The sequence below is a fragment of the Aeromonas sp. S13(2024) genome (genome assembly GCF_041402405.1).
GTDB lineage: Bacteria > Pseudomonadota > Gammaproteobacteria > Enterobacterales > Aeromonadaceae > Aeromonas > Aeromonas veronii.
In genome coordinates, this window is the sequence record NZ_JBGLRA010000003.1 from 83,613 (window position 1) to 103,743 (window position 20,131).

Sequence of the window (20,131 nt, forward strand, 5' to 3'; positions counted from 1 at the left end):
TGATCAGGGGGCCATTGCCCCTTATGATGCGAGCTGTTTTTCCTAAAAATGACCGGAACGAGATGAAGGTACGAACGGCCTTATTGGCAGCGCTGTTGCTCAGCGGCTGCCAAAACCTGAGCCATCAGGATGACCGGGCGCTAACGGCAATCGAGCCGATCAAGTCCCCCCAGGTCAAGAAAAAAGCGCATAAAAAACACTCTTCCCATTTCCTGTTTGGCGATGAACAGCTGGACGAAATGGAAGATACGGACAATCTGTGGGTGCGTATCAGCGATGATATGCAACTGGAAACTCCGGACAACCCGCGCATCCGCCAGCAACGTGAGTGGCTGTTGCGCAATGATAAGCATCTGGCGACCATTGCCAGCCGGGCTGAACCCTACCTCTATCTGATGGTAGAGGAGATTGAACGGCGTGAGCTGCCAATGGAGCTTATTACTGTCCCGATGATCGAAAGCATGTTTGATCCTCATGCCCGATCCCGCAGCAATGCCGTCGGACTCTGGCAGTTTGTGCCAGCGACAGGCAGAAACTTCGGTCTGCGCCACGACAACTGGTATGACGGACGGCGCGATGTGCTGGCCTCCACCAATGCGGCGCTCGACTATCTGGAGTACCTGAACCGCTTCTTTGACGGTGACTGGCTGCAAACGCTGGCCGCCTACAATGCCGGTGAAGGTCGGGTGCGCAACGCCATCCAGCGTAACCAGCGCGCAGGCAAACCGACCGACTACTGGTCGCTCGATCTGCCGCGCGAAACCCGGATGTATGTGCCCAAGATCCTCGCCATGGCTGACATGATCAGCAATGCGGACAAGTACAATATCCAGTTGCCGGTGCTCGCCAACGAGCCGAAGCTGCGAGTGGTGGAGACCGGCAGCCAGATCGATCTGAATGTAGCCGCCCAACTGGCAGGTCTGCGCACGTCACAGCTCAAGGAGGTCAATCCGGCCCTGAGCCGTGGCGTGATGTCGCCCCGTGGCCCTTACCGCCTGCTGGTACCGGTAGAATATGCCGATACCCTGGAACTGGCACTGGCCGATCTGCCCAAGAGCGAGCGTATTCGTACCCGCTCCTATCAGGTCACCAGTGGCGATACCCTGTCGCGTATCGCCCAGAATCATGGGGTCAGCGTGAACGAGCTGAAGCTGGCCAACAATCTGCGCAGCAACAACCTGCGTCGCGGTCAGCAACTGGTGATCCCGACCCACGGTCAGGTCAGCAGCAAGGCCAGCTCCGCCAGCAAACCGCAGCAGCTGGCAAGCCGTGGCAGCAGCCAGAAGGCCAAAATCAGTTACAAGGTGCGCTCGGGTGACAACCTGTGGAGCATCAGCCAGGCACACGGCGTCTCCCACGAAGAGCTCGCCAAGTGGAACGGTCTGAATGCCAAGTCGGCGCTCAAGCCAGGCATGAAGCTGGTGGTCTATCCCAAGCAAGGGAAGAAGAGCGACAAATCGATGGTGTATCAGGTTCGCCGTGGCGACTCCATCTCCTCCATCGCGGCTCGCTTCCAGGTGGCCATCAACGATGTGATGCGCTGGAACCAGCTGGATAAAGGGGATTACCTCAAGCCCGGTCAGGAGCTGACCCTGTTTGTGAAGAACAACAGCTAAGCCTCACCGCTTGAACCCGATAAAAAACGGGGCCAGTCATCTGACTGGCCCCGTTTTTTATTACTGCGGCTAACCGCTGCTGTGTCTGAGCCACCGACTAAAACAATGGCTTGGCGCCGCCTGCGGATGCATCACCGCTCTGCAGGCAAAACTATCACCGCTATTCCCAGAGCCTTGTCGGCACCACCATCAGCACGGTGCGCTGGCCGATCGCCACATTGGCATTGGGGAAGACCACCGCCTCACGCGGCTTCTCAACGGTGTAACGCAGCTCACCATCCTCGGCCAGCACGAACCCTTGGGGGAATTCGGTGAAGTTGTCCACATCGCTGGCGAACAGGAAGCGAAAGTCCGCCGATTTTTTGGTGATCACCCGATCGATGGCAAACAGGGTGAAATCATCCGCCCGCCACGGCTCCAGCGCCACCTCATCCTGAGTGACCAGCTCCTGCAGCGCTTGGCGGGTTTCGATAAAGCGGGTCATATCGTTCTCGCCAAACGGGCGCACCTTGCCCAACTCCACCGTAAAGGCGTGGGCACCATGCTGGCGGGAGCTGTAGTAGCTGAAGGTCGTGGTCGGGCTGGCGGAGAGCAGAATAGTACGCACCCCGCAGGCGCCGAGGAACTGCACCTGCTCGCGGCAGTGAGGGCGCTCGTGGGGGAAGGGGTAGACGGCAAACTTCTCGTGGCGCGAACCGCGAATGGCGGTGTGCAGATCGTAGTGGTAGCGGGGACGAGCCGGATCGGCAAAGAAGCGGCTCACATACTGCTCGAGGCGCATGGCGCGGATCCGCTCCCGATTGCAGAGCCCCTCCCCCTTGCTGTGTGCTCCGGAGAAGAGCCGGTTCATGTTCTCCTCCACCTCCCGCAGCCCCAGATTCATCGCCGCCGGATTGCCAAACAGGAACAGCACCCGATGGCGGGCGCTCAGCTCGCCTGAGAGCAGACGACTCAGCAGCTGGTTGCAGATCTCGATGGGGGCAGTCTCGTTGCCGTGAATACCGCAGGAGAGGACGATATCCTTGCGTCCTCCCGGCTGGTCGCCCGCGCCACTGGCAGGCTCCAGACAGAGCACGCCCGTATCCCAGACGCAGACCCGCGCACCATCGGGCAGGGCAAATTCAAAGGGCTCAAGCTGCCACTCATGGCTGCGGGTCAAGGCCAAAAAATCGTGCTGGGGAATCATCCGTCTCACCCTCTTTCGCTGGAACACTATGGCCGGATTATACGCAAGGCATCGCTGCTTAAAATCGTTTTTTAAACAAATTCAAACATTAATGATACAAGTATGATAACAATCGAACGACGACAGCAATGACGGTAGCGATGTGGAATAAAGAGGAGAGGAAAAAGGATCAACAAATAACAGGGGGAAAACGGGGGAGGATAAAACAGACAATGACAGACCTGGCGGCCGGGCGCCACAGGGGCAGAACAGCAAACGACTCAGCAGAAAAACAAGGCATCCATGCCCGGCAGATCAACCACGCCAGAACGGCTTGGTGGTCTCTTGATAACGGTCAGCTTCGTTCAGGCCGATGTCTTTGAGCAGGTACTCGGGCAGCTCGGAGAGCTGGCGACGGCTGCGGCTGCGCTCCAGCCAGGTCAGAACGGTCATTTTAACGCGAGCAACCAGATTCAATTGGCTGGAATGCTGGTAACCGGTTTCGGTATAAGTCATGTTGGCCATGATGTGGCTCCTCTGAATATTTGTTTACGCACTGGGCTTTATTTGATGCGCAAAGCTTAGTCAGGGAGTCAGACCGACTCAATTGACGAATTTTGATACGTTACATTAGTAAATCTAATGTCTAAAAACGGCAGAGTTTAATTTTAACGCTTTGATTTTAAACAAATAATTATTTTAACGGTTGGCCAGCAGAGTCGCACAGCATATTGTGCTGCATGGCACCCATCTATATATGCATTTTACTGCTTTACATATGCAGGGGTGGACAAGGTGTGAACAGCTGGCAACAGCGGAGTTACACATGATTGTTAATTTGATGATCTTGTGGCGATCTTTATTTAACACCCTGAAACATAAATAGAACCATCACCACATCCCCATTCAGAGGCGCACATTGCCCCCTCCTCAAAGTGCCTCTTGGCACTCCAATCGCATGCTGGTATGTTTATTTATACAGTAGTTTTGCTCCCCGCAGCGATGTCATACCTGATCTCGTCAACAGCGGGTCAGACCACAGGATCATCGATGGATACCTTTACCCCGACCGCCGCCCTGCGTCAACAGATGGCCGCCATTGAAGCCTCTCTCAACCAGCTGGCCGATCTGCTTGGCCAGCTCGACCTGCAGGAGGCCCATGTCTATCCCCTCCCCCCGGTGCCACAGGGGGAAGAGCACGACCCGATCGAGCAAATTGAGGTGGGCTATCTCAACGGTGAAGCCGCGCTGGCGGCCACCCTCGCAGCCTATCGGGATCACAGCGCCCGTCCCGGCTGCTCCACCAAGGCGACTCATCGGCTGCCCGGCTGGTTGCGCTTTCCTGCCGCCGCAGCCCCCTTGCTGCAACCGCTGATCGACCAAATCAACCAGCACAAGCTCGATTTCAAGGCGCTGGTGCAGCAGGCGGGGGGACGTGACGAGAAGTTCGAGCTGGTACATACCGCCCTGCCCGGGGTGATCACCCTGCAGGTCTACCGCAAACTGACCCTGCTGGCGGGGGAGCTGCAATCCCTCGGCTTTACCTGGGCTGACAAGCAGACCATCAATCGCCTCAGTCGCGAACAGGTGCTTGAGATGCTGGAGCGCAGCCGCCGCTACATACCGGCCCTCTCCAACAACGAGGAGTGGAGCAAGATGGTGGATCAGGAGGTGTACGACATTCGCCGCCTGCCGGCCGATGCCGAGCTGCGGATCCGCCGCCCGGTCAAGACCCACCCGATGATCAACCTGCTCTGGCTGGAGCGCACCCCGCGCAAGCAGCAGATCAAGGCGAGCCTGCCTCTGCTGCTCTGCTCGGATACCCCGCCCGCGGTCACCCATCTGGGCAACTATCCCCCCAAGAGCCGTCAGGCGCGGCGAGATCGCAAGATTGGCGGTGAGCCCATCATCGAGCGGCTGCACCTCTATCTCTATCAGGGGTGACTGGATCAGGGATAGTTGGTTCAGGGATAACCGGGCCGCCTTGCCGCGATAAACGAGTACCCCATATCTGCGTCCCAAACGAGAAAGGGGATAACATCTCTGGATGTTCTCCCCTTTTCTGTCTCGATATGCGGTATGAAAGGTGGCGTCGCCAATCAGCCCATCAGCAGGGCCCGCAGGCTCTCCACATCCAGTCCGCGCACCTCGGACTGGCCGCTCAGCAGGCCATCGGCCAGCGCCCGCTTCTCGTCGTGCAGAGCGACGATCTTCTCCTCCACCGTCTGCTCGCACACCAGCCGGTACACGGTCACCGGCTGGGTCTGGCCCATCCGGTGCGCCCGATCGCTCGCCTGATCTTCCACCGCCGGGTTCCACCAGGGATCGAGGTGCAGCACGGTATCGGCCTGGGTGAGGTTGAGGCCGGTCCCCCCTGCCTTGAGGCTGATGAGGAACAGCGGCACCTCCTCGTGGCGAAAACGCAGGATGGAGTCCTGACGGGACTTGGCAGAGCAGCCCCCATCCAGATAGCAGTAATCCCAGGATTTTTGCTCGATGCGGGCACGCAACAGGCTCAGCAGATCGACGAACTGACTGAACACCAGCACCCGATGACCGCCGTCGATCGCCTCTTCCAGCAGGGCCATCGCCTCATCCAGCTTGCTGCTGGTCTGCGACCACTCGGGCATCACCAGCTCCGGCGAACAGCAGAGGCGGCGCAGCCGGGTCAGGCCACTCAGCACATGCATCAGGGCGCGGCCATCGGCGCTTTGCACCTGCTGCACCACTTCCCGCCGGGTCGCCTCGTAGAGCTGGCGCTCCTCAGGGGAGAGGCTGATGTGGTGGATGATCTCGGTCTTGTCCGGCAGTTCGGTCAACACCTCCTGCTTGAGGCGGCGCAGGATAAAGGGGCTGATCACCGCCCGCAGCAAGGCCATGTGCTGGGGATCCTTGACTGCCTTGCCAAAGCGGCGTTTGAACTCGCCGAGGCTGCCGAGCAGCCCCGGGTTGATAAAGGTGAAGAGGCTCCACAGCTCCCCCAGATGGTTCTCGATGGGGGTGCCGGAGAGGGCGAGGCGAAAATCGCCGTCGAGCTGGAACAACAGCTTGGCGCGCTGAGTACCGGCGTTTTTGATCTGCTGCGCCTCATCGAGCACCATGCTCGACCAGCGGCGGGACTTGAGCGCCTCCGCCAGACTGCCGAGCATGCCGTAGTTGATGAGGATCACCTGACCGACCTTGGCCTCGCGAATAATCCCCTCCCGCTCGGCCGGGTTCTCGAACACCACCACATCCAGCTCGGGGGCAAAACGGGTCACCTCCTCCTGCCAGTTGGTGACCACTGACTTGGGCACCACCACCAGCGCAGGGCCAAGGTGCTGGCGCATCCGCAGCACGATAAGCGCCTGCAGCGTCTTGCCCAGACCCATGTCATCGGCCAGACAGGCACCAAAACCGTGATGGGCCAGGGTCGCCATCCAGCGCACCCCCTCTTTCTGATAGTCCCGCAGGGAGGTGAGCAGTTCGTCCGGGCAATCAACCTCCTGCTGCCACTCCTGCTGCAGGGATTGCCACGCTGCATCCCCTTCGGTGGTAATGACCGAGAGCAGACGAGTGAGCGGATAGGCCAGCTTGTTGTTGATGCGCTGCTCTTCATCGAGCATGGCCCCCAGCATGGTGAGCCGCTCCACCAACTTGTCGCTCAGCATCAGGCTGGTCTTCTCGTCGAGCTGAACGGTGCGCTGCCCCGGGGTCATCTGGCGCAGAATAAGGCGCAGATCGAGGATCTGGTGCTCATCGAGCGCCAGTGCCCCTTCGACCTGGAACCAGTCCTGCCGCCGCTCGATGCGCAGGCTCAGAGCCGCTTCATCAAGGCTCTTGAGGCGAGCGCTGTCCTGATGCCAGTGAATGACCACACCGGCATCCACCAGCTCGGGCAGGGCATTGACCAGCGCCAGCGCCTGTTCCCCCTGCAGCAGCCACTCGCTGCCGGGCAGGCCGATGGGCAATTGATTGCGCAGCAACTGGGCCTGCCCCTTCTCTGCCGCGAGATCCCGCTGCCAGTAGTGGTACGCCTTGATCCCCTGCCGCACGATCGCCTCCCCCTTGCCAAGGGGCTGGGGCGGCAGATCCTCAAAGCGGGTCACCAGCTTGACCGACAGCTGACCATCCTGCCAATCCAGTTGCACCGAAGGAATGCCCGGCCAGGGAGCCAGTTCGGCGTTGCCGCTAAGCCCCGCAACCTGACTATGCCAGGGCAGCTCGGGAATGGCGTCCAGGGTGCGTTGCAGCTCGGCCAGCCCCTCGGCGGGCAGCAGCGGGATGGATTCGAGCGCTGGCAAGCGGTCGAGCAGCGGCTGCGGGGTGAGGATGAGCTGCCACAGGTCCTGCGCCAGCGGCATGATATGGGCCCCGCGGGCGGCCGCATCGGGGCAGAGCTGCGCGCTCATCCCCTGCTCGGTGGCCACCACCTGCAGCAGGGGGGCGCTGATGGCCAGTTGCAGCTTCTGCCCCTTGGCGTTGAACAAGCGGGGGTGATCGGCCAGCGGCGCCCAGACATCCCGCGGCAGTCGTCCCATCACCCGTGGCAGGGTGCGGACCAGTGCCCAGTCGTGCTCGTCGAGCATGGCGGCATACTGGGTAGAGAGCAGGGCCGGATCGACCCGGCGACCGGCGGTCCACTCCCCCTTGGTACTGAGTTTCTGGATCTTGCACTCCAGCTCGGGGCCGTCAGCATGGAGCAGCCACACCAACCGCTCCTGCGGCTTGCGTACGCCACTGGAACGTCCCAGCCCCTGCAACCAGTTGAGCCAGCTGGCAGAGGCCGCGGTTTTATCCTCGTCCCCGTCATCATCCTGCTCGTCACTGCCCTCTTGCGCACTCTCCTCACTGCCGCGCAGTTGGCACAAGGGCGCCCCTTTGGCCGCCTCGCCCAACAAGATGCGCAGCAGATCCTGACAAAAGGCCATCAGGCGATGATGGGGTTCGGCATCGAGCAGATGGGAGAGATCCCACTTGTGCAACATGGCCACCTGCGGGCTCTGGGCACCGTGACGGGCCAGCGCACAGAGATCGAGCCAGAGATAGCCCCAGTGGAGCTCCTCCACCGGCAGCTGCAAGGTATCGAACAAGCCGACTGCCTGACCGTGGCGATCGCCCGCCCACTGGCTGAGCAGATCGGCAAGCAGGGGGAACTGGCCAGTCAGACTGCGCTGCCACTTCTTGCGCTGTTCGCTGGCGATGACGGGATCGGCCTGCTGCAACCAGCCAAGCCAGAGCAGGGCGCTGAATGAACGGGGCCACTGGCCCGCTTCACCCTCATCGGTTGCCTGCCACTGGCCCAGCGCGGTGAGCAGTCGCTCGCCAAGCGGGCCGCTCTGGCTCTGCTGGGCCAGCGCCTGCAGGGCTGGCCAGCCGGGGGCGGCATCCTGATCCTCGCCGGTTAGCGAGGTGCTCTCGCCATCCCCGCAGAGCCAGCGCCACTCCGCCTCGAACGCTTTGGCCCGGGCCTGCACCTCGGGGGCGCAGCGCACCAGCGCATTGGCCAGCGGCCAGCGCTCTTCATAGGGGGCATCGAGCAAGAGTTGCAGCGAGAAGTGCTCCAGCAACATTTGTTGCCAGGCGGGGCTGGAGCCCGCCAGCAACTGGTGAGCGTCCGGGGTATCGAGCAGGGTCAGCAGATCGCTGGCCGAGAAATAGGTGGGGATCTCCCCCGCTTTGCCGCGACAGAGCTCGCGCACCACCGCATGGGTGAGATCCTGCCCGGTCAATGAGGGCACCCGGCTCCAGTCCGGCGCCGGGCAGAGACCGGCCCGCACCCCCAGGATCAGCGCCAGCGTCCCCTCGGCGGTCAGGCTCCACTGCTGCTCCCCGCGCAATCTGACCAGCCCCGCATCCTGCAGTCGGGTCAGTTTATCGATCAGGGCATGGCCTATCGCCAGTTGTTCTTGCAGCAAACGGGTACTGGCAACGCGCTGCAATTGCAGGGTGGCGAGCAGGGCATAACTATCCGAAGAGAGGGTGGACGCAGACATCAAGACTCACGGGCAAGTGCAAAAGCGGAATTTTAACGGTAAAGCGCCAGCGGCTCGACCCTTTACCGTGAAATAACTCAAAAAAAAACGGCCATCCATGATGACCGTCGAAAGTAACGAAGGAAATAGCCGGATCATCCGGTTACCTCCCACAGCGGGAAAATCGGGAGCGCTAGCCCCTAATTCGTGGAGCCAATGCTAGAGGTTGGCGCCCGAAAAAGCTTTGAAGCGGATCACAGTTGAAAAGGATTTCTGAAAACGGTTTCAATTTTTAGCGGCAAAAAACCATGATTTCGCGCCAAATGAGCCATGTCCCAACCCCTCCTGCTCACCCGGCACAAGCGGTGAAAACCCTATGACGTCGCTTGTCGAACGCCCCTGTGCGGGCAACTGTCAGCTGTATAGCTTCATCAGAACCTGCCGCCCGTAGGTTAGGTTTCAGGGCAACCGGACATGGCCGAGATGGGCCAGGAGAGCACGAATCTGCTCCCTCCCTGCCCGGTAGCTTGGCAAACCGCGCTGCCGCCGTGCGCCTCGGCAATCGCCTTGACCACGGCGAGTCCGAGTCCGCTGCCGCCACTCTTGCGCGAGCGTGACGGATCTCCGCGACGAAACGCATCGAAGATACAGGCGGCGACCTCCTCGCTGATGCCAGGCCCCTCATCTTCCACACTCAGGACGCACACACTCTCCAAGCGATGCAGCCGCACGGTCAGCAGGCCCGGCAGCGCGTGCTTCTGGGCATTTTCCAACAGCGCCATCAGGGCCTGACGGATGCGAAACAGATCGCAGCAGACATGAAGTTCGCTATCCAGCTCCCGCTGCAACACAAATCCGCTCGCCGCCAGAGGGCTGGCAAATGCCTCAAGCACCACGGCAAGCTCGTCGGCCAGCCTGACCTCGGCCCGCTGCAACTCCAGATGACCGCTGTCGTTGAGGCTCAATACCCGCAAATCCTCGATCAGGTGATTGAGCCCCTCCACTTGGCGCAGCAATCCCTCGAAGAGTTCGCTGCTGGGAGGAAATACCCCTTCGGCCAGCCCCTGCAAGCGGCCGCGCAAAATGGTGACGGGAGTGCGCAACTCGTGGGCAATGGCGGCATTCCAGAACTCCCGCTCGCGGGTCATGCTCTGCAGCCGCTCGGCCATGGCGTTGAAGTCGCGCACCAGTTGCGCCGTCTCCCCGATCGCCTGCTCATCCTCCGGCACGCGGGCATCGAGTTTGCCCTCGGCCACCTCGCGCAGGCTGGTTGCCACCGAGTTGAGGGGAGTCAGGATGCGGCGAGAGAGGCGAACCGCCACGTACAGCGCCATCCCCAATGCAATGAGAATGGTGGAGCCGATCCATAACATCTCGACTCTGGAGGGCACCCAGGTCTCGGAGATGCTGCCCGGCACAAACGCCACGGCGATGCCATAAAACACATAGGTGCCGATCACCGCGAGGGAGATGATACCAAGCGTCATCAAGCCCAGAGAGCGGATGATCTGCCTGCGAAGGCCGGGCGCCGATCTCATGCATCGCCCCCGAAGCGATAGCCAACCCCCCAGACACTGGCGGGGACCCCCTGAATGCCGTGTGTCTCCAGTTTTTTGCGCAACTTGCTGATGTGGCTATCCACCGTACGCTCCTGGGTATCCCCCTCCGGCAGGCAGTGAGTCAGCAGTTCGGCGCGACTGAACACCCGTTTCGGCGCCCGCATCAAAGAGGCGAGCAACTTGAACTCGGTCAGGGTCAGCTCCAGCACCTGCTGCTGGTCATCGCGGAAAATGCTGGCCTCGTGGCTCTCCAGATCGATCTGAAACTGGCCGACCCGCAGCACATTCGCCGTGGCAGGCTTTACGGCCCGGGTGCGCCTGAGCACGGCCTGCACTCGCGCCACCACTTCGGCCGGATTGAAGGGTTTGACCACATAGTCATCCGCCCCCATGCGCAGCCCCATCAGCTTGTCGAGATCCTGATCGAGGGCGGTCAGCATGATCACCGGCGTATCGCCGCGCGCCCGGATCTCGCTGAGCACCTGCCAGCCATCCAGTTGCGGCATCTGCACATCCAGCAGCAGGAGATCGGGTTTGAATGCCTGATGCATGGCCAGCGCTTCACGGCCATCGGCGGCGTGCAGGGAGCGCAAGCCATGACGTTGCAGGTAAGCGGCGAGGATGTCGGCGATCTCGGCTTCATCCTCTGCAATCAGTACCAGTGACTGGCCCGCCGGGCTGGCGGGAGCATTGAGATGGGACATAGTCGGACTCGAAAAAAGGTGGCGTTGAACTTTATCATCGCCTCCATGGATTCTCCACAAAGCCTCGAATTATTCGCAATAGCCCCTCGCCATAATGGCCGCTCGATGCACTCTTCGGTCACATCACACCGGAGAGACGGTTTAACGAGGTGAGTGGATGATGTTTGTAAAACAGCGGTATGCGGGCGCCCTGCTCGCCGTCATTGCCGCATTCGGGTTGGCGGGGTGCGATGCCGCGCCGCAAGAGCAGGAGGCACCCGCCCTGCCTCAGGTATCGGTGCTGACTCTGACTGGTCGGGAGCTGGTCATCAGCGAGGATCTGCCCGCCCGGGTGGCAGCACTGCGCAGCGCCGACATTCGCGCCCAGATCAGCGGTATCGTGCAGCGCCGCCTGTTCGAGCAGGGCGCAGAGATCAGCGCAGGTACCGTGTTGTTCCAGATAAACCCGGCCCCCTTCAAGGCCGATGTCGACAGCGCCGCCGCCGCATTGCAACGGGCCGAGGCCGTGCTGGCCCGCGCTCGCATCCAGATTGACCGCCTGAAGCCGCTGCTGCGCACCGACGCCATCAGCCGCCAGACCTATGACGATGCGGTCTCCCAGCGGGATCAGGCGGCCGCCGATGTAGCCCAGGCCAGGGCGACCCTGGCCCGGCACCAACTGAACCTGCAATTTGCCAGCGTGGAGGCCCCCATCGCCGGACGCATCGATCAGGCGCTGGTGAGTGAAGGGGCCCTGGTGTCGCCCACCGATGCCACCCCCATGGCCAGGATCCAGCAGATTGATCAGGTCTACGTCGATGTGCGCCAACCGGCCTCCGTGCTGGAATCCCTGCACCAACAGGCTGGCTCAACGGCACCGGAACTGGCGGTAGAGATCCTCGGCAGCAATGGCACACCGCTGGGAATGCAGGGGCGCATCCTCTTCTCCGGCATCGAGGTCGATGCCGGGACCGGCGACGTGCTGCTGCGGGTGCTGGTGGACAATCCCGAGAGGCGGCTGTTGCCCGGCCTCTATGTGCAGGCGCGCATCCCCCGTGCCCGCTATGCCAACGCCCTGACCGTGCCCCAGCAGGCGGTAGTTCGCACCTCGGGTCAGACCAGCGTGTGGGTGTTGGATGGCCAGGGGCAGGCACAGCTGGTTCCGGTCAACACCGCTGAACTGGTGAATAGCCAGTACCGCATCGCGTCCGGGCTCAGTGCCGGGCAACAGGTGGTGATCGAAGGGATCGACCGTCTGACCCCGGGGGTTCAGGTCATTGCCTCCCCCTGGCAACCACCCGCCGTCAGCCAATCGGCTGACGGTGGCATTCGCTGAATCGGAGAGTTATCCATGCCGCAGTTTTTTATCCATCGCCCGGTGTTTGCCTGGGTGATCGCCCTGTTCATCGTGCTGGCAGGGGTCATCGCCATCCCCAAGCTCCCCATCTCCCGCTATCCCTCGGTGGCGCCGGTGTCGGTGACCCTCTATGCCGCCTATCCGGGTGCCACGCCGCAGACCCTGAACGATGCGGTGGTGAGCCTTATCGAGCGCGAGCTGTCGGGAGTGAAGAACCTGCTCTACTTCGAGTCGTCGGTGGACGCCTCGGGCAGCGCGCAGATCACCGCCACCTTCAAGCCGGGCACCGATCCGGAGCTGGCCCAGATGGACGTGCAAAACCGCATCAAGGCAGTCGAACCTCGCTTGCCACAAGCGGTGCGGCAGACCGGCCTACAGGTGGAGTCCGCCTCATCCGGCTTTCTGATGATGGTCGGCATGACCTCACCGGATGGCCGCTTCGATGAAGTTGCCCTCAACGACTACATGGCACGCAATATTGTGCAGGAGCTGCGCCGCATCGACGGGGTAGGACGAGTGCAGCTGTTCGGCGCCGAGCAGGCCATGCGCATCTGGGTAGATCCGGCCAAACTCGCCGCCTACGGGCTGACCATCAGCGAGGTGGCACAGGCCATCGAGCAGCAGAACATCCAGATTGCACCGGGACGTCTCGGTGACGAGCCCGCCCTGCCTGGCCAGCGCCTGACGGTACCCCTCACGGTTCAAGGGCAGCTGACAACCCCCGAGGCGTTCGCCGCCATCGTGCTGCGAGCTGGTGGTGATGGCGCCAAGCTGGTGCTGGGTGATGTCGCCCGGGTCGAGCTGGGGGCGCAATCCTACGCCTTTTCCAACCGGGAGAATGGCGTGGCCGCCACCAGCGCCGCCATCCAGCTCTCCCCCGGCGCCAACGCCGTGCGTACCGCAGATGCGGTACGCACCCGTCTCGCCCAGCTCGCCCCCACCCTGCCGGCGGGCATGGCCTATTCGATCCCTTTTGACTCGGCCCCCTTCGTCAAGGTCTCCATCGAAAAGGTGATCCACACCCTACTGGAAGCCATGGTGCTGGTGTTTCTGGTGATGTTTCTCTTCCTGCAGAACCTGCGCTACACCCTGATCCCGGCCATCGTCGCCCCCATCGCTCTGCTTGGCACCTTCGCGGTGATGCTGCTGGCCGGTTTTTCGATCAACTCCCTCACCATGTTCGGCATGGTGCTGGCCATCGGCATCATAGTCGACGACGCCATCGTGGTGGTGGAGAACGTCGAGCGCCTGATGGCCACCCGGGGGCTGTCGCCCCGTGAGGCGACCGCGCAGGCCATGAAGGAGATCACCGGGGCGGTGATCGGCATCACCCTGGTGCTCACGGCGGTGTTCCTCCCCATGGCGTTTGGCAGCGGCTCGGTGGGGGTCATCTACCAGCAGTTCACCCTGTCGATGGCGGTGTCGATCCTCATTTCGGCCTTCCTCGCCCTGACCCTGACGCCCGCGCTCTGCGCCACCTTGCTGCGTCCGGTCAGTCCGGATCATCATGAGAAGCGCGGCTTCTTCGGTGCCTTCAACCGGGGTTTCGAGCGATTCACGGCAGGCTACGGTGCGCGGGTAACCCAGCTGGTCGGGCGCAGCGGACGGATGATGGCAACCTTTGCCGCCCTCTGCGCCGTGCTAGCCATCGCCGCCACCCAGCTGCCCTCCTCTTTCCTGCCAGACGAGGATCAGGGCTACTTCATGACCTCCATCCAGCTGCCGACCGGCGCCACCAGCGAGCGTACTCTTGAGGTGGTCAAGGCCTTCGAGGCTCACGTCGTCTCTCGCGAGGCGCTGGACACCAACCTGGTGGTGCAGGGCTTCAGCTTCTCCGGCGCAGGCCCCAATGCGGCCATGGCCTTCACCATGCTCAAAGATTGGGATCAGCGTCATGGCGCCACGGCAGCCGAAGAGGCAGATCTGGCACAAGCGGCTATGGCAAACATTCCTGAAGGCACGGTAATGAGCCTGCTGCCGCCCGCCATCGACGAGCTGGGCACCGCCTCCGGCTTCACCCTGTTCCTGCAAGACAGAGCCAACCGGGGGGAAGCCGCGCTGCTGGCCGCCCAAGCACAACTGCTGGAACTGGCCGCTAAAAGCCAGGTAGTCAGTGATGTGTATCCCGACAATCTGCCTCCCGGCGAGAGCATTCACCTCGAGATCAACCGACAAAAGGCCGAAGCCATGGGACTCTCGTTCGCCAGCGTGAGCAGTACCCTGTCGGCCGCGATGGGGTCGCTCTACGTCAACGACTTCCCCAACGGCGGGCACATGCAGCAGGTCATTCTGCAGGCCGACGCGTCGGCACGCATGCAGCTCGATGATGTGCTCGGCCTGCGGGTGCGCAATGCCAGCGGCGGCATGGTCCCCTTGCGGGAGGTGGTGACACCGGAATGGCGCGAATCGCCGCAACAGATGATGCGCTTCGATGGCTTCCCTGCCGTGCGTATTGCCGGGGGGGCAGCGCCCGGCATCTCCAGCGGAGCGGCGATGGCGGAGATGGAGCGTCTGGTGGCGCAATTGCCGCCAGGCTTCGCATTGGCCTGGACGGGACAGTCGTTGCAAGAGCGCCAGTCGGCCGAGCAGGCCCCCCTGCTGATGCTGTTGTCGGCGCTGGTGGTCTTCCTGGTTCTGGCAGCACTCTATGAAAGCTGGTCGATCCCGCTCTCGGTGATGCTGGTAGTGCCGCTGGGCCTGCTCGGCGCCGTCGCGGCCGTGATGCTGCGCGGCATGCCCAACGACGTCTTCTTTAAAGTAGGCATGATCACCATCATCGGTCTATCGGCCAAGAACGCCATCCTCATCGTGGAGTTTGCGCGCCAGTTGCACAGTGAAGGGCGCTCGCTGCTTGATGCGGCTGTTACTGCTGCCCGCCTGCGCCTGCGCCTGCGCCTGCGCCCCATTCTGATGACGTCACTGGCCTTCACCCTCGGGGTGGTGCCCTTGATGCTCGCCAGTGGCGCCAGCGCGGAGACCCAGCACGCCATCGGCACCGGCGTGTTTGGCGGCATGATCAGCGGCACCCTGCTGGCCATCTTCTTCGTACCGGTCTTTTTTGTCTTCATCATCGGGGCGCAGCAGCGTCTGTACTCTTGGCAGGCACGGCGAGCATCCAACAGCATTAACCCGGCTCGATGACCACAGATACACGGGCGGCCGGATAGTCCCTCAGCACATCACCAAAAGAAAAAGCCCAACCTGCTAAACAGGTTGGGCTTGGTATGTGGCGGAGAGACAGGGATTCGAACCCTGGGTGGCATTGCTGCCACAATTGATTTCGAGTCAATCCCGTTCGGCCACTCCGGCATCTCTCCGTGGGGAGAGATTTTTACCCAAGCAGGGCCGAGGATGCAATAAAAATTTCTTAGATATCAAATGGCTGAATCAGATATCTGGGAGCAGGCTCACAATGCGGCGCGTGCTGTTCGCGTTGCTAGGCCACCCTGCATCCACCCGACATTAACCCTCTCGCACACCCGGCCATTATCCATATCGTGATATTGCCCCATTGCCATGAGTCGTCTCTTTTCCCTGCTTGGCGCTCAAATTTATGGGTGATGCCGATTTTGGCCGGTTTCCTATGTATCCCCACATCATTGCTTGTGCGCAGCAAGCTGGTAATCATGGGCTGATTGAGGAACAATCGCGCCATTCTGGCGGCTGTGTTGATGATGTTCCGCCCCGATTGAACTGATGGATCTCCTTATGCGATTGCCGAAACTCAAGCCCCTACCCTTAACGCCCGCCCTTTCCATGCTGCTGGCAGCGATCCTGCTCTGCGCCGCGCCGGCAGAGGCCAAACGCTACCCGCTGCCACCTGCCGGGAGTCGCCTCATCGGTGAGCTGGAGGATTACATCATCCAGCAGAATGAACATCTGGAACTGGTTGGAAAAAATACGCAAATTGGATTTTTGGCGCTGCTTGAAGCAAATCCGGGTGTAGACCCCTATTTACCCAAGCCGGGAACCCGCTTGACGCTGCCCACCCAGATGCTGTTGCCTGATGTGCCGCGCGAGGGGATCGTCATCAATCTGCCCGAACTGCGCCTCTACTACTTCCCCAAAGGGAAGAAGGAGGTCATCGTGCTGCCCATCGGGATTGGTGATATCGGCCGCGAGACTCCGGAGATGACCACCACCGTCATCGAGAAAAATCCCAACCCGACCTGGGTACCCGGTCCCATGGTGCGCAAATCCTGGCTGGAGCAAAAAGGGATCACCCTGCCCGCCGTGGTGCCCCCCGGCCCAGAGAATCCCCTTGGCAAGTTCGCCATGCGCCTTGGCTATGGCAAGCGCGACTACCTGATCCACGGCACCAACAAGGATTTTGGCGTTGGCCTGCGGGTAAGTGCAGGCTGCATCCGGCTGCGACCTGACGATATCGAGGCCCTGTTCAAGATTGTGCCGATCGGCACGCCGGTGCGGGTCATTAATCAACCGGTCAAGGTAGCCATCGAACCGGATGGTCGCCGCTGGCTGGAGGTACACTCCCCGCTCTCCCGCACCGAAGAGGAGCTTGAAAATGGCGCCCCGCTGATGCTATCACCGGCCGTAGAAAGCTTTATCAGCGCACCTGATGTGATGCAGGATGAGGTGACGGCGGCGCTGGAGAGCAAAAATGGCCTGCCCCGCCCCATCAGCAGCCAACTTGTCAGTGGCTAAGTCACCAGCGCCCGAGTCACACCGGAGTCACCTTACCTCATGAAATTCCTGCCCCTCCTACTCCTGTTGGCCTGTCACTCCTTGTGGGCCAAGGACATTCTCTGGATGAACAATGGCGATCGTCTGACCGGCAACATCGAGGAGGTGACCGAACAGTCGGTGCGCATCGCCCTGCCCTACAGCGGCGCAGTCACCGTCCAGCGGGAGGCCATCAAACGCTGGCGCATCGATAAAGAGGACAACCCCAAGGCAACGGCAAAGGGTGGGCTCAAGCTGTTCGAGGACGACCAGGATGAACGCAACGCCTGGCTCTGGACCGGCAGCGGCGATCTCAATGTCAAACTCAAACAGAATGACAAGCAGACCAACAACGTCAACCTCAAGTGGAAAAGCGAGCTGGCCAATCTGGACTGGCGTTACAGCTTCTCCGGTGAATATACCTATGAGACCGCTGACAACGTCACCGACAGCCATGATTATCAGCTCAACCCTACGCTGGACTACTTCTTCAACCAGCAGTGGTTCTTGCGCACCTCACTCGATGCCGAATATGACATGCTGGATAAAGATCGCTATCTCTACATGGACTATGGCTCGGGGCCTGGCTACCGCTTCTGGAACGACAAACGCCGCCGACTGGAGCTGATGGCCCAAGGGGGATTAAGCCGACTCTACTTCCGTGAAGATAGCGAGGTTCCCAAGATTTTTCTGGGTGAACGGGTCATTGACTACCCCTTCGCCGGTTTTAACTGGGATTATCGCCAACCTTTCTCCCTCTGGCAGGAGAAAATGGAGCTGTTCAGCCAGGGGCGCTATCTGAAATATCTGGCACAAGCCTCCCCCTATTTCACCCGTAATCAGGATCTGAAAGGCAGCATAGGATTGCGCTACTACTTCAACGACCATCTGCGCCTCTCCTGGTCGAGTGAGCTGGATTGGGAAGATGCTGACATCCTTGTCGACACAGGCAGCCCGGAACCCCGGGAGAGCGAACTAAGACACCTGCTCAGCCTTGGCGCCAGTTTCTGAGTCGATTGCAAACAAGGTACATGTTCTATCGCCTCAATGAATTAGAGAAAATTCATTTTTATATATTTCTCCACTAAAACTTGCATTGGTTTTCCCCACTTTTCATGGAGGCGATAAAGCCCCCGCCTCCAAGCAAGAGAAAATCAGCAACCCACTCACTGTAACTTGGTAAGGGAATTGACCCCGGTCATCTTTATCCACACTTGTTCACCTGATCCGCCCTTAATTTGTCCCCACGGCCTTCATCAGTGAGTTTCCCTTCCTATACTCTCAGAGCAAAAAGCCTTGCCAGCCATTGACTTGGCGATGCTCCATACGACACTCAGCCATAGGGAAAGGACGCCCATACCATGGAACAGAACAAGCCCGCCTTTCAGCTCAACCTGCTGCTATCCGTCATCACCCTGATCCTGCTGTCACTGGTGTTTTTCGCCTACAGCTGGGCGGGTAAACAACTGGAAGAGAGTTATCGACAACAATATGTCTCCTACCTGCTGGCCGACGAACTGCGCCAATCCTCCGATGATCTGACCCGACTCGGTCGCACCTATGTCATCACCAAGGATCCAGCCTACGAGCAGCAGTACATGCGGATCCTGGCCATTCGCAACGGCGAACAGCCGAGGCCGGATGGCTACAACCGTATCTACTGGGACTTTGTCGCCGCCAACGGCCAGAATCCCCGCCCCGACAGCAATGTTCGCCGTGGCCTGATCGACCTGATGAAGGATGCCGGTTTCACCGACGGTGAGCTCGCCAAACTGAACGAGGCCAAAAACAACTCGGATGCCCTGGTCAACACCGAGGTCGCCGCCTTCAAGCTGGTGCAGCAGACCGATGGCGATCCGGTTGCCAACCAGCAAAAAGCCATCGCCATGATGCATGACAAGGCCTATCACCAGAACAAGGGGCGCATCATGTCCCCCATCGATGACTTCTACGTGATGATGGAGCAGCGCAACCACGAGGCAGTCGAGAGCGCCATCGCCAATACCGACATGCTGCGCTATCTCTTTATCGCCCTCGGTCTGGTGTTGATGTTCTTCCTCTGGCGCACCTATCGCTCCCTGCTCGATCTGGTGGGCACCTCGGTCGAACAGCTCAAGACCGATCTCCATATGATGGCGGAAGGGGACTTCTCGCGCCCCATCAAGGTGCCGCCAGGATCGAAAGAGAGCCTGATCGGTCTGCTCGGCGGTATGCAGACCACCCTCAAGGGGATCATCGCCAAGGTCTCCCACTCCACCGAGGAGTTGTCCCACTCTGCCGACAGCATCGCCCAAATTGCCGAGCAGACCGCCCAGTTTGCTACCGATCAGCAAACCAGCACCCAGACCATGGCCGCCGCCATCGAGGAGCTGGTGGTGAGCATCAGCCACCTCTCCGACAACGCCACCCATGCTGACGAGCTGAGCAAGGTCTCAGCCAATACCCTGGAGGAGGGTTCGGGGGTCATTAAAGAGACGCTTGGCAGCATCGAGAATATCTCCACCACTGTGGGGGATGCAGCCAGCACCATCTCCGAGCTCAACGGCCATACCCAGCAGATTTCGGAGATCATCGGGGTGATCCGCGGTATCGCCGATCAGACCAACCTGCTGGCTCTCAACGCGGCCATCGAGGCAGCGCGGGCCGGTGAACAGGGTCGCGGCTTTGCGGTGGTGGCCGACGAGGTGCGCAATCTGGCCAGTCGCTCGGCGGCCTCAACCCAGCAGATCACCGGGATGATTAGCAAAATCCAGAGTGGGGCGGATGCCTCCATCCGCAGCATGGAGAACACGGTCAACAACGTCTCTCGCGGGGTCACGCTGGCCAACCAGACCGGCGAGGCGATCGCCAGCATCCAGAGCCACGCCTCCAACCTCACCGGCTTGATGGGAGAGATCAGCCACACCCTGCGCGAGCAGTCGACCGCCGCCAACGAGGTAGTCTCCACCGTCGGCAACATCACCTCCCTCTCCGAGCAATCGGGGGATGCCGCCCGTCACGTGTCGCAAGAGGCGGCCAAGCTCAAGCAGCTGTCACGGGTACTGCGCCAGGAGATGGGGCACTTTAAGCTTTAAAGAACGCTGAAAAGCAAAACGGCTGCCCGAAGGCAGCCGT

Annotated in this window: 12 protein-coding genes and 1 tRNA gene; 7 read left to right on the top strand and 6 right to left on the bottom strand. The window is 60.9% G+C overall.

Annotated elements, in window-relative coordinates; all coding sequences use genetic code 11:
• Positions 1 to 62: 62 nt before the first annotated feature.
• Complete coding sequence (locus ACB042_RS06140; protein WP_331378094.1) at positions 63 to 1,616, top strand: LysM peptidoglycan-binding domain-containing protein; 1,554 nt, start codon at positions 63 to 65, stop codon at positions 1,614 to 1,616.
• 160 nt (positions 1,617 to 1,776) lie between these two features.
• Here ACB042_RS06140 and astE read toward each other — a convergent pair whose 3' ends face one another.
• Both astE and ACB042_RS06150 read right to left on the bottom strand, forming a co-directional pair.
• Positions 1,777 to 2,802 (bottom strand): succinylglutamate desuccinylase, encoded by a 1,026-nt coding sequence (astE, locus tag ACB042_RS06145; RefSeq protein WP_019446601.1) that lies wholly within the window; start codon positions 2,800 to 2,802, stop codon positions 1,777 to 1,779.
• 294 nt (positions 2,803 to 3,096) lie between these two features.
• Complete coding sequence (locus tag ACB042_RS06150; RefSeq protein ID WP_005337823.1) at positions 3,097 to 3,306, bottom strand: DUF1127 domain-containing protein; 210 nt, start codon at positions 3,304 to 3,306, stop codon at positions 3,097 to 3,099.
• A gap of 525 nt (positions 3,307 to 3,831) precedes the next feature.
• On the opposite strand from ACB042_RS06150, the gene ACB042_RS06155 reads away from it, so the two are divergent.
• Positions 3,832 to 4,725 carry a DNA replication terminus site-binding protein gene (locus tag ACB042_RS06155; RefSeq protein WP_201989088.1) on the top strand — a complete coding sequence of 298 codons (894 nt, stop codon included), beginning with the start codon at positions 3,832 to 3,834 and terminating at the stop codon, positions 4,723 to 4,725.
• A gap of 155 nt (positions 4,726 to 4,880) precedes the next feature.
• Here the strand turns inward: ACB042_RS06155 and ACB042_RS06160 are convergent, their stop codons facing one another.
• From ACB042_RS06160 to ACB042_RS06170, 3 genes are all read right to left on the bottom strand, one after another.
• Complete coding sequence (locus tag ACB042_RS06160; protein WP_371178050.1) at positions 4,881 to 8,756, bottom strand: SNF2-related protein; 3,876 nt, start codon at positions 8,754 to 8,756, stop codon at positions 4,881 to 4,883.
• Positions 8,757 to 9,187: 431 nt separating this feature from the next.
• Positions 9,188 to 10,273, bottom strand: coding sequence for an ATP-binding protein (locus ACB042_RS06165; protein ID WP_371178051.1), 1,086 nt, complete (start codon positions 10,271 to 10,273; stop codon positions 9,188 to 9,190).
• On the bottom strand, positions 10,270 to 10,998 hold the full coding sequence (locus ACB042_RS06170) for a response regulator (RefSeq protein WP_100653372.1): 729 nt from the start codon (positions 10,996 to 10,998) through the stop codon (positions 10,270 to 10,272). The genes ACB042_RS06165 and ACB042_RS06170 overlap by 4 nt, the downstream gene beginning before the upstream one ends.
• A 157-nt stretch (positions 10,999 to 11,155) precedes the next feature.
• Between ACB042_RS06170 and ACB042_RS06175 the strand changes: the two genes are divergently transcribed.
• On the top strand, positions 11,156 to 12,313 hold the full coding sequence (locus tag ACB042_RS06175) for an efflux RND transporter periplasmic adaptor subunit (RefSeq protein ID WP_371178052.1): 1,158 nt from the start codon (positions 11,156 to 11,158) through the stop codon (positions 12,311 to 12,313).
• A gap of 15 nt (positions 12,314 to 12,328) precedes the next feature.
• Positions 12,329 to 15,475, top strand: a complete 3,147-nt coding sequence (locus ACB042_RS06180) for a multidrug efflux RND transporter permease subunit (protein ID WP_371178053.1) — start codon at positions 12,329 to 12,331, stop codon at positions 15,473 to 15,475.
• Positions 15,476 to 15,561: 86 nt separating this feature from the next.
• On the opposite strand, the gene ACB042_RS06185 is transcribed toward ACB042_RS06180, so the two are convergent.
• Positions 15,562 to 15,651 (bottom strand) — tRNA-Ser (locus tag ACB042_RS06185).
• 439 nt (positions 15,652 to 16,090) lie between these two features.
• On the opposite strand from ACB042_RS06185, the gene ACB042_RS06190 reads away from it, so the two are divergent.
• From ACB042_RS06190 to ACB042_RS06200, 3 genes are all read left to right on the top strand, one after another.
• A complete protein-coding gene (locus ACB042_RS06190; RefSeq protein ID WP_371178172.1) occupies positions 16,091 to 16,999 on the top strand; it encodes a L,D-transpeptidase family protein in 909 nt (302 codons plus the stop codon).
• A 39-nt stretch (positions 17,000 to 17,038) separates the two neighbouring features.
• Positions 17,039 to 18,028 (top strand): DUF481 domain-containing protein, encoded by a 990-nt coding sequence (locus ACB042_RS06195; protein WP_371178054.1) that lies wholly within the window; start codon positions 17,039 to 17,041, stop codon positions 18,026 to 18,028.
• A gap of 350 nt (positions 18,029 to 18,378) precedes the next feature.
• On the top strand, positions 18,379 to 20,091 hold the full coding sequence (locus ACB042_RS06200) for a methyl-accepting chemotaxis protein (RefSeq protein ID WP_069527875.1): 1,713 nt from the start codon (positions 18,379 to 18,381) through the stop codon (positions 20,089 to 20,091).
• The last annotated feature ends 40 nt before the right edge of the window (positions 20,092 to 20,131 follow it).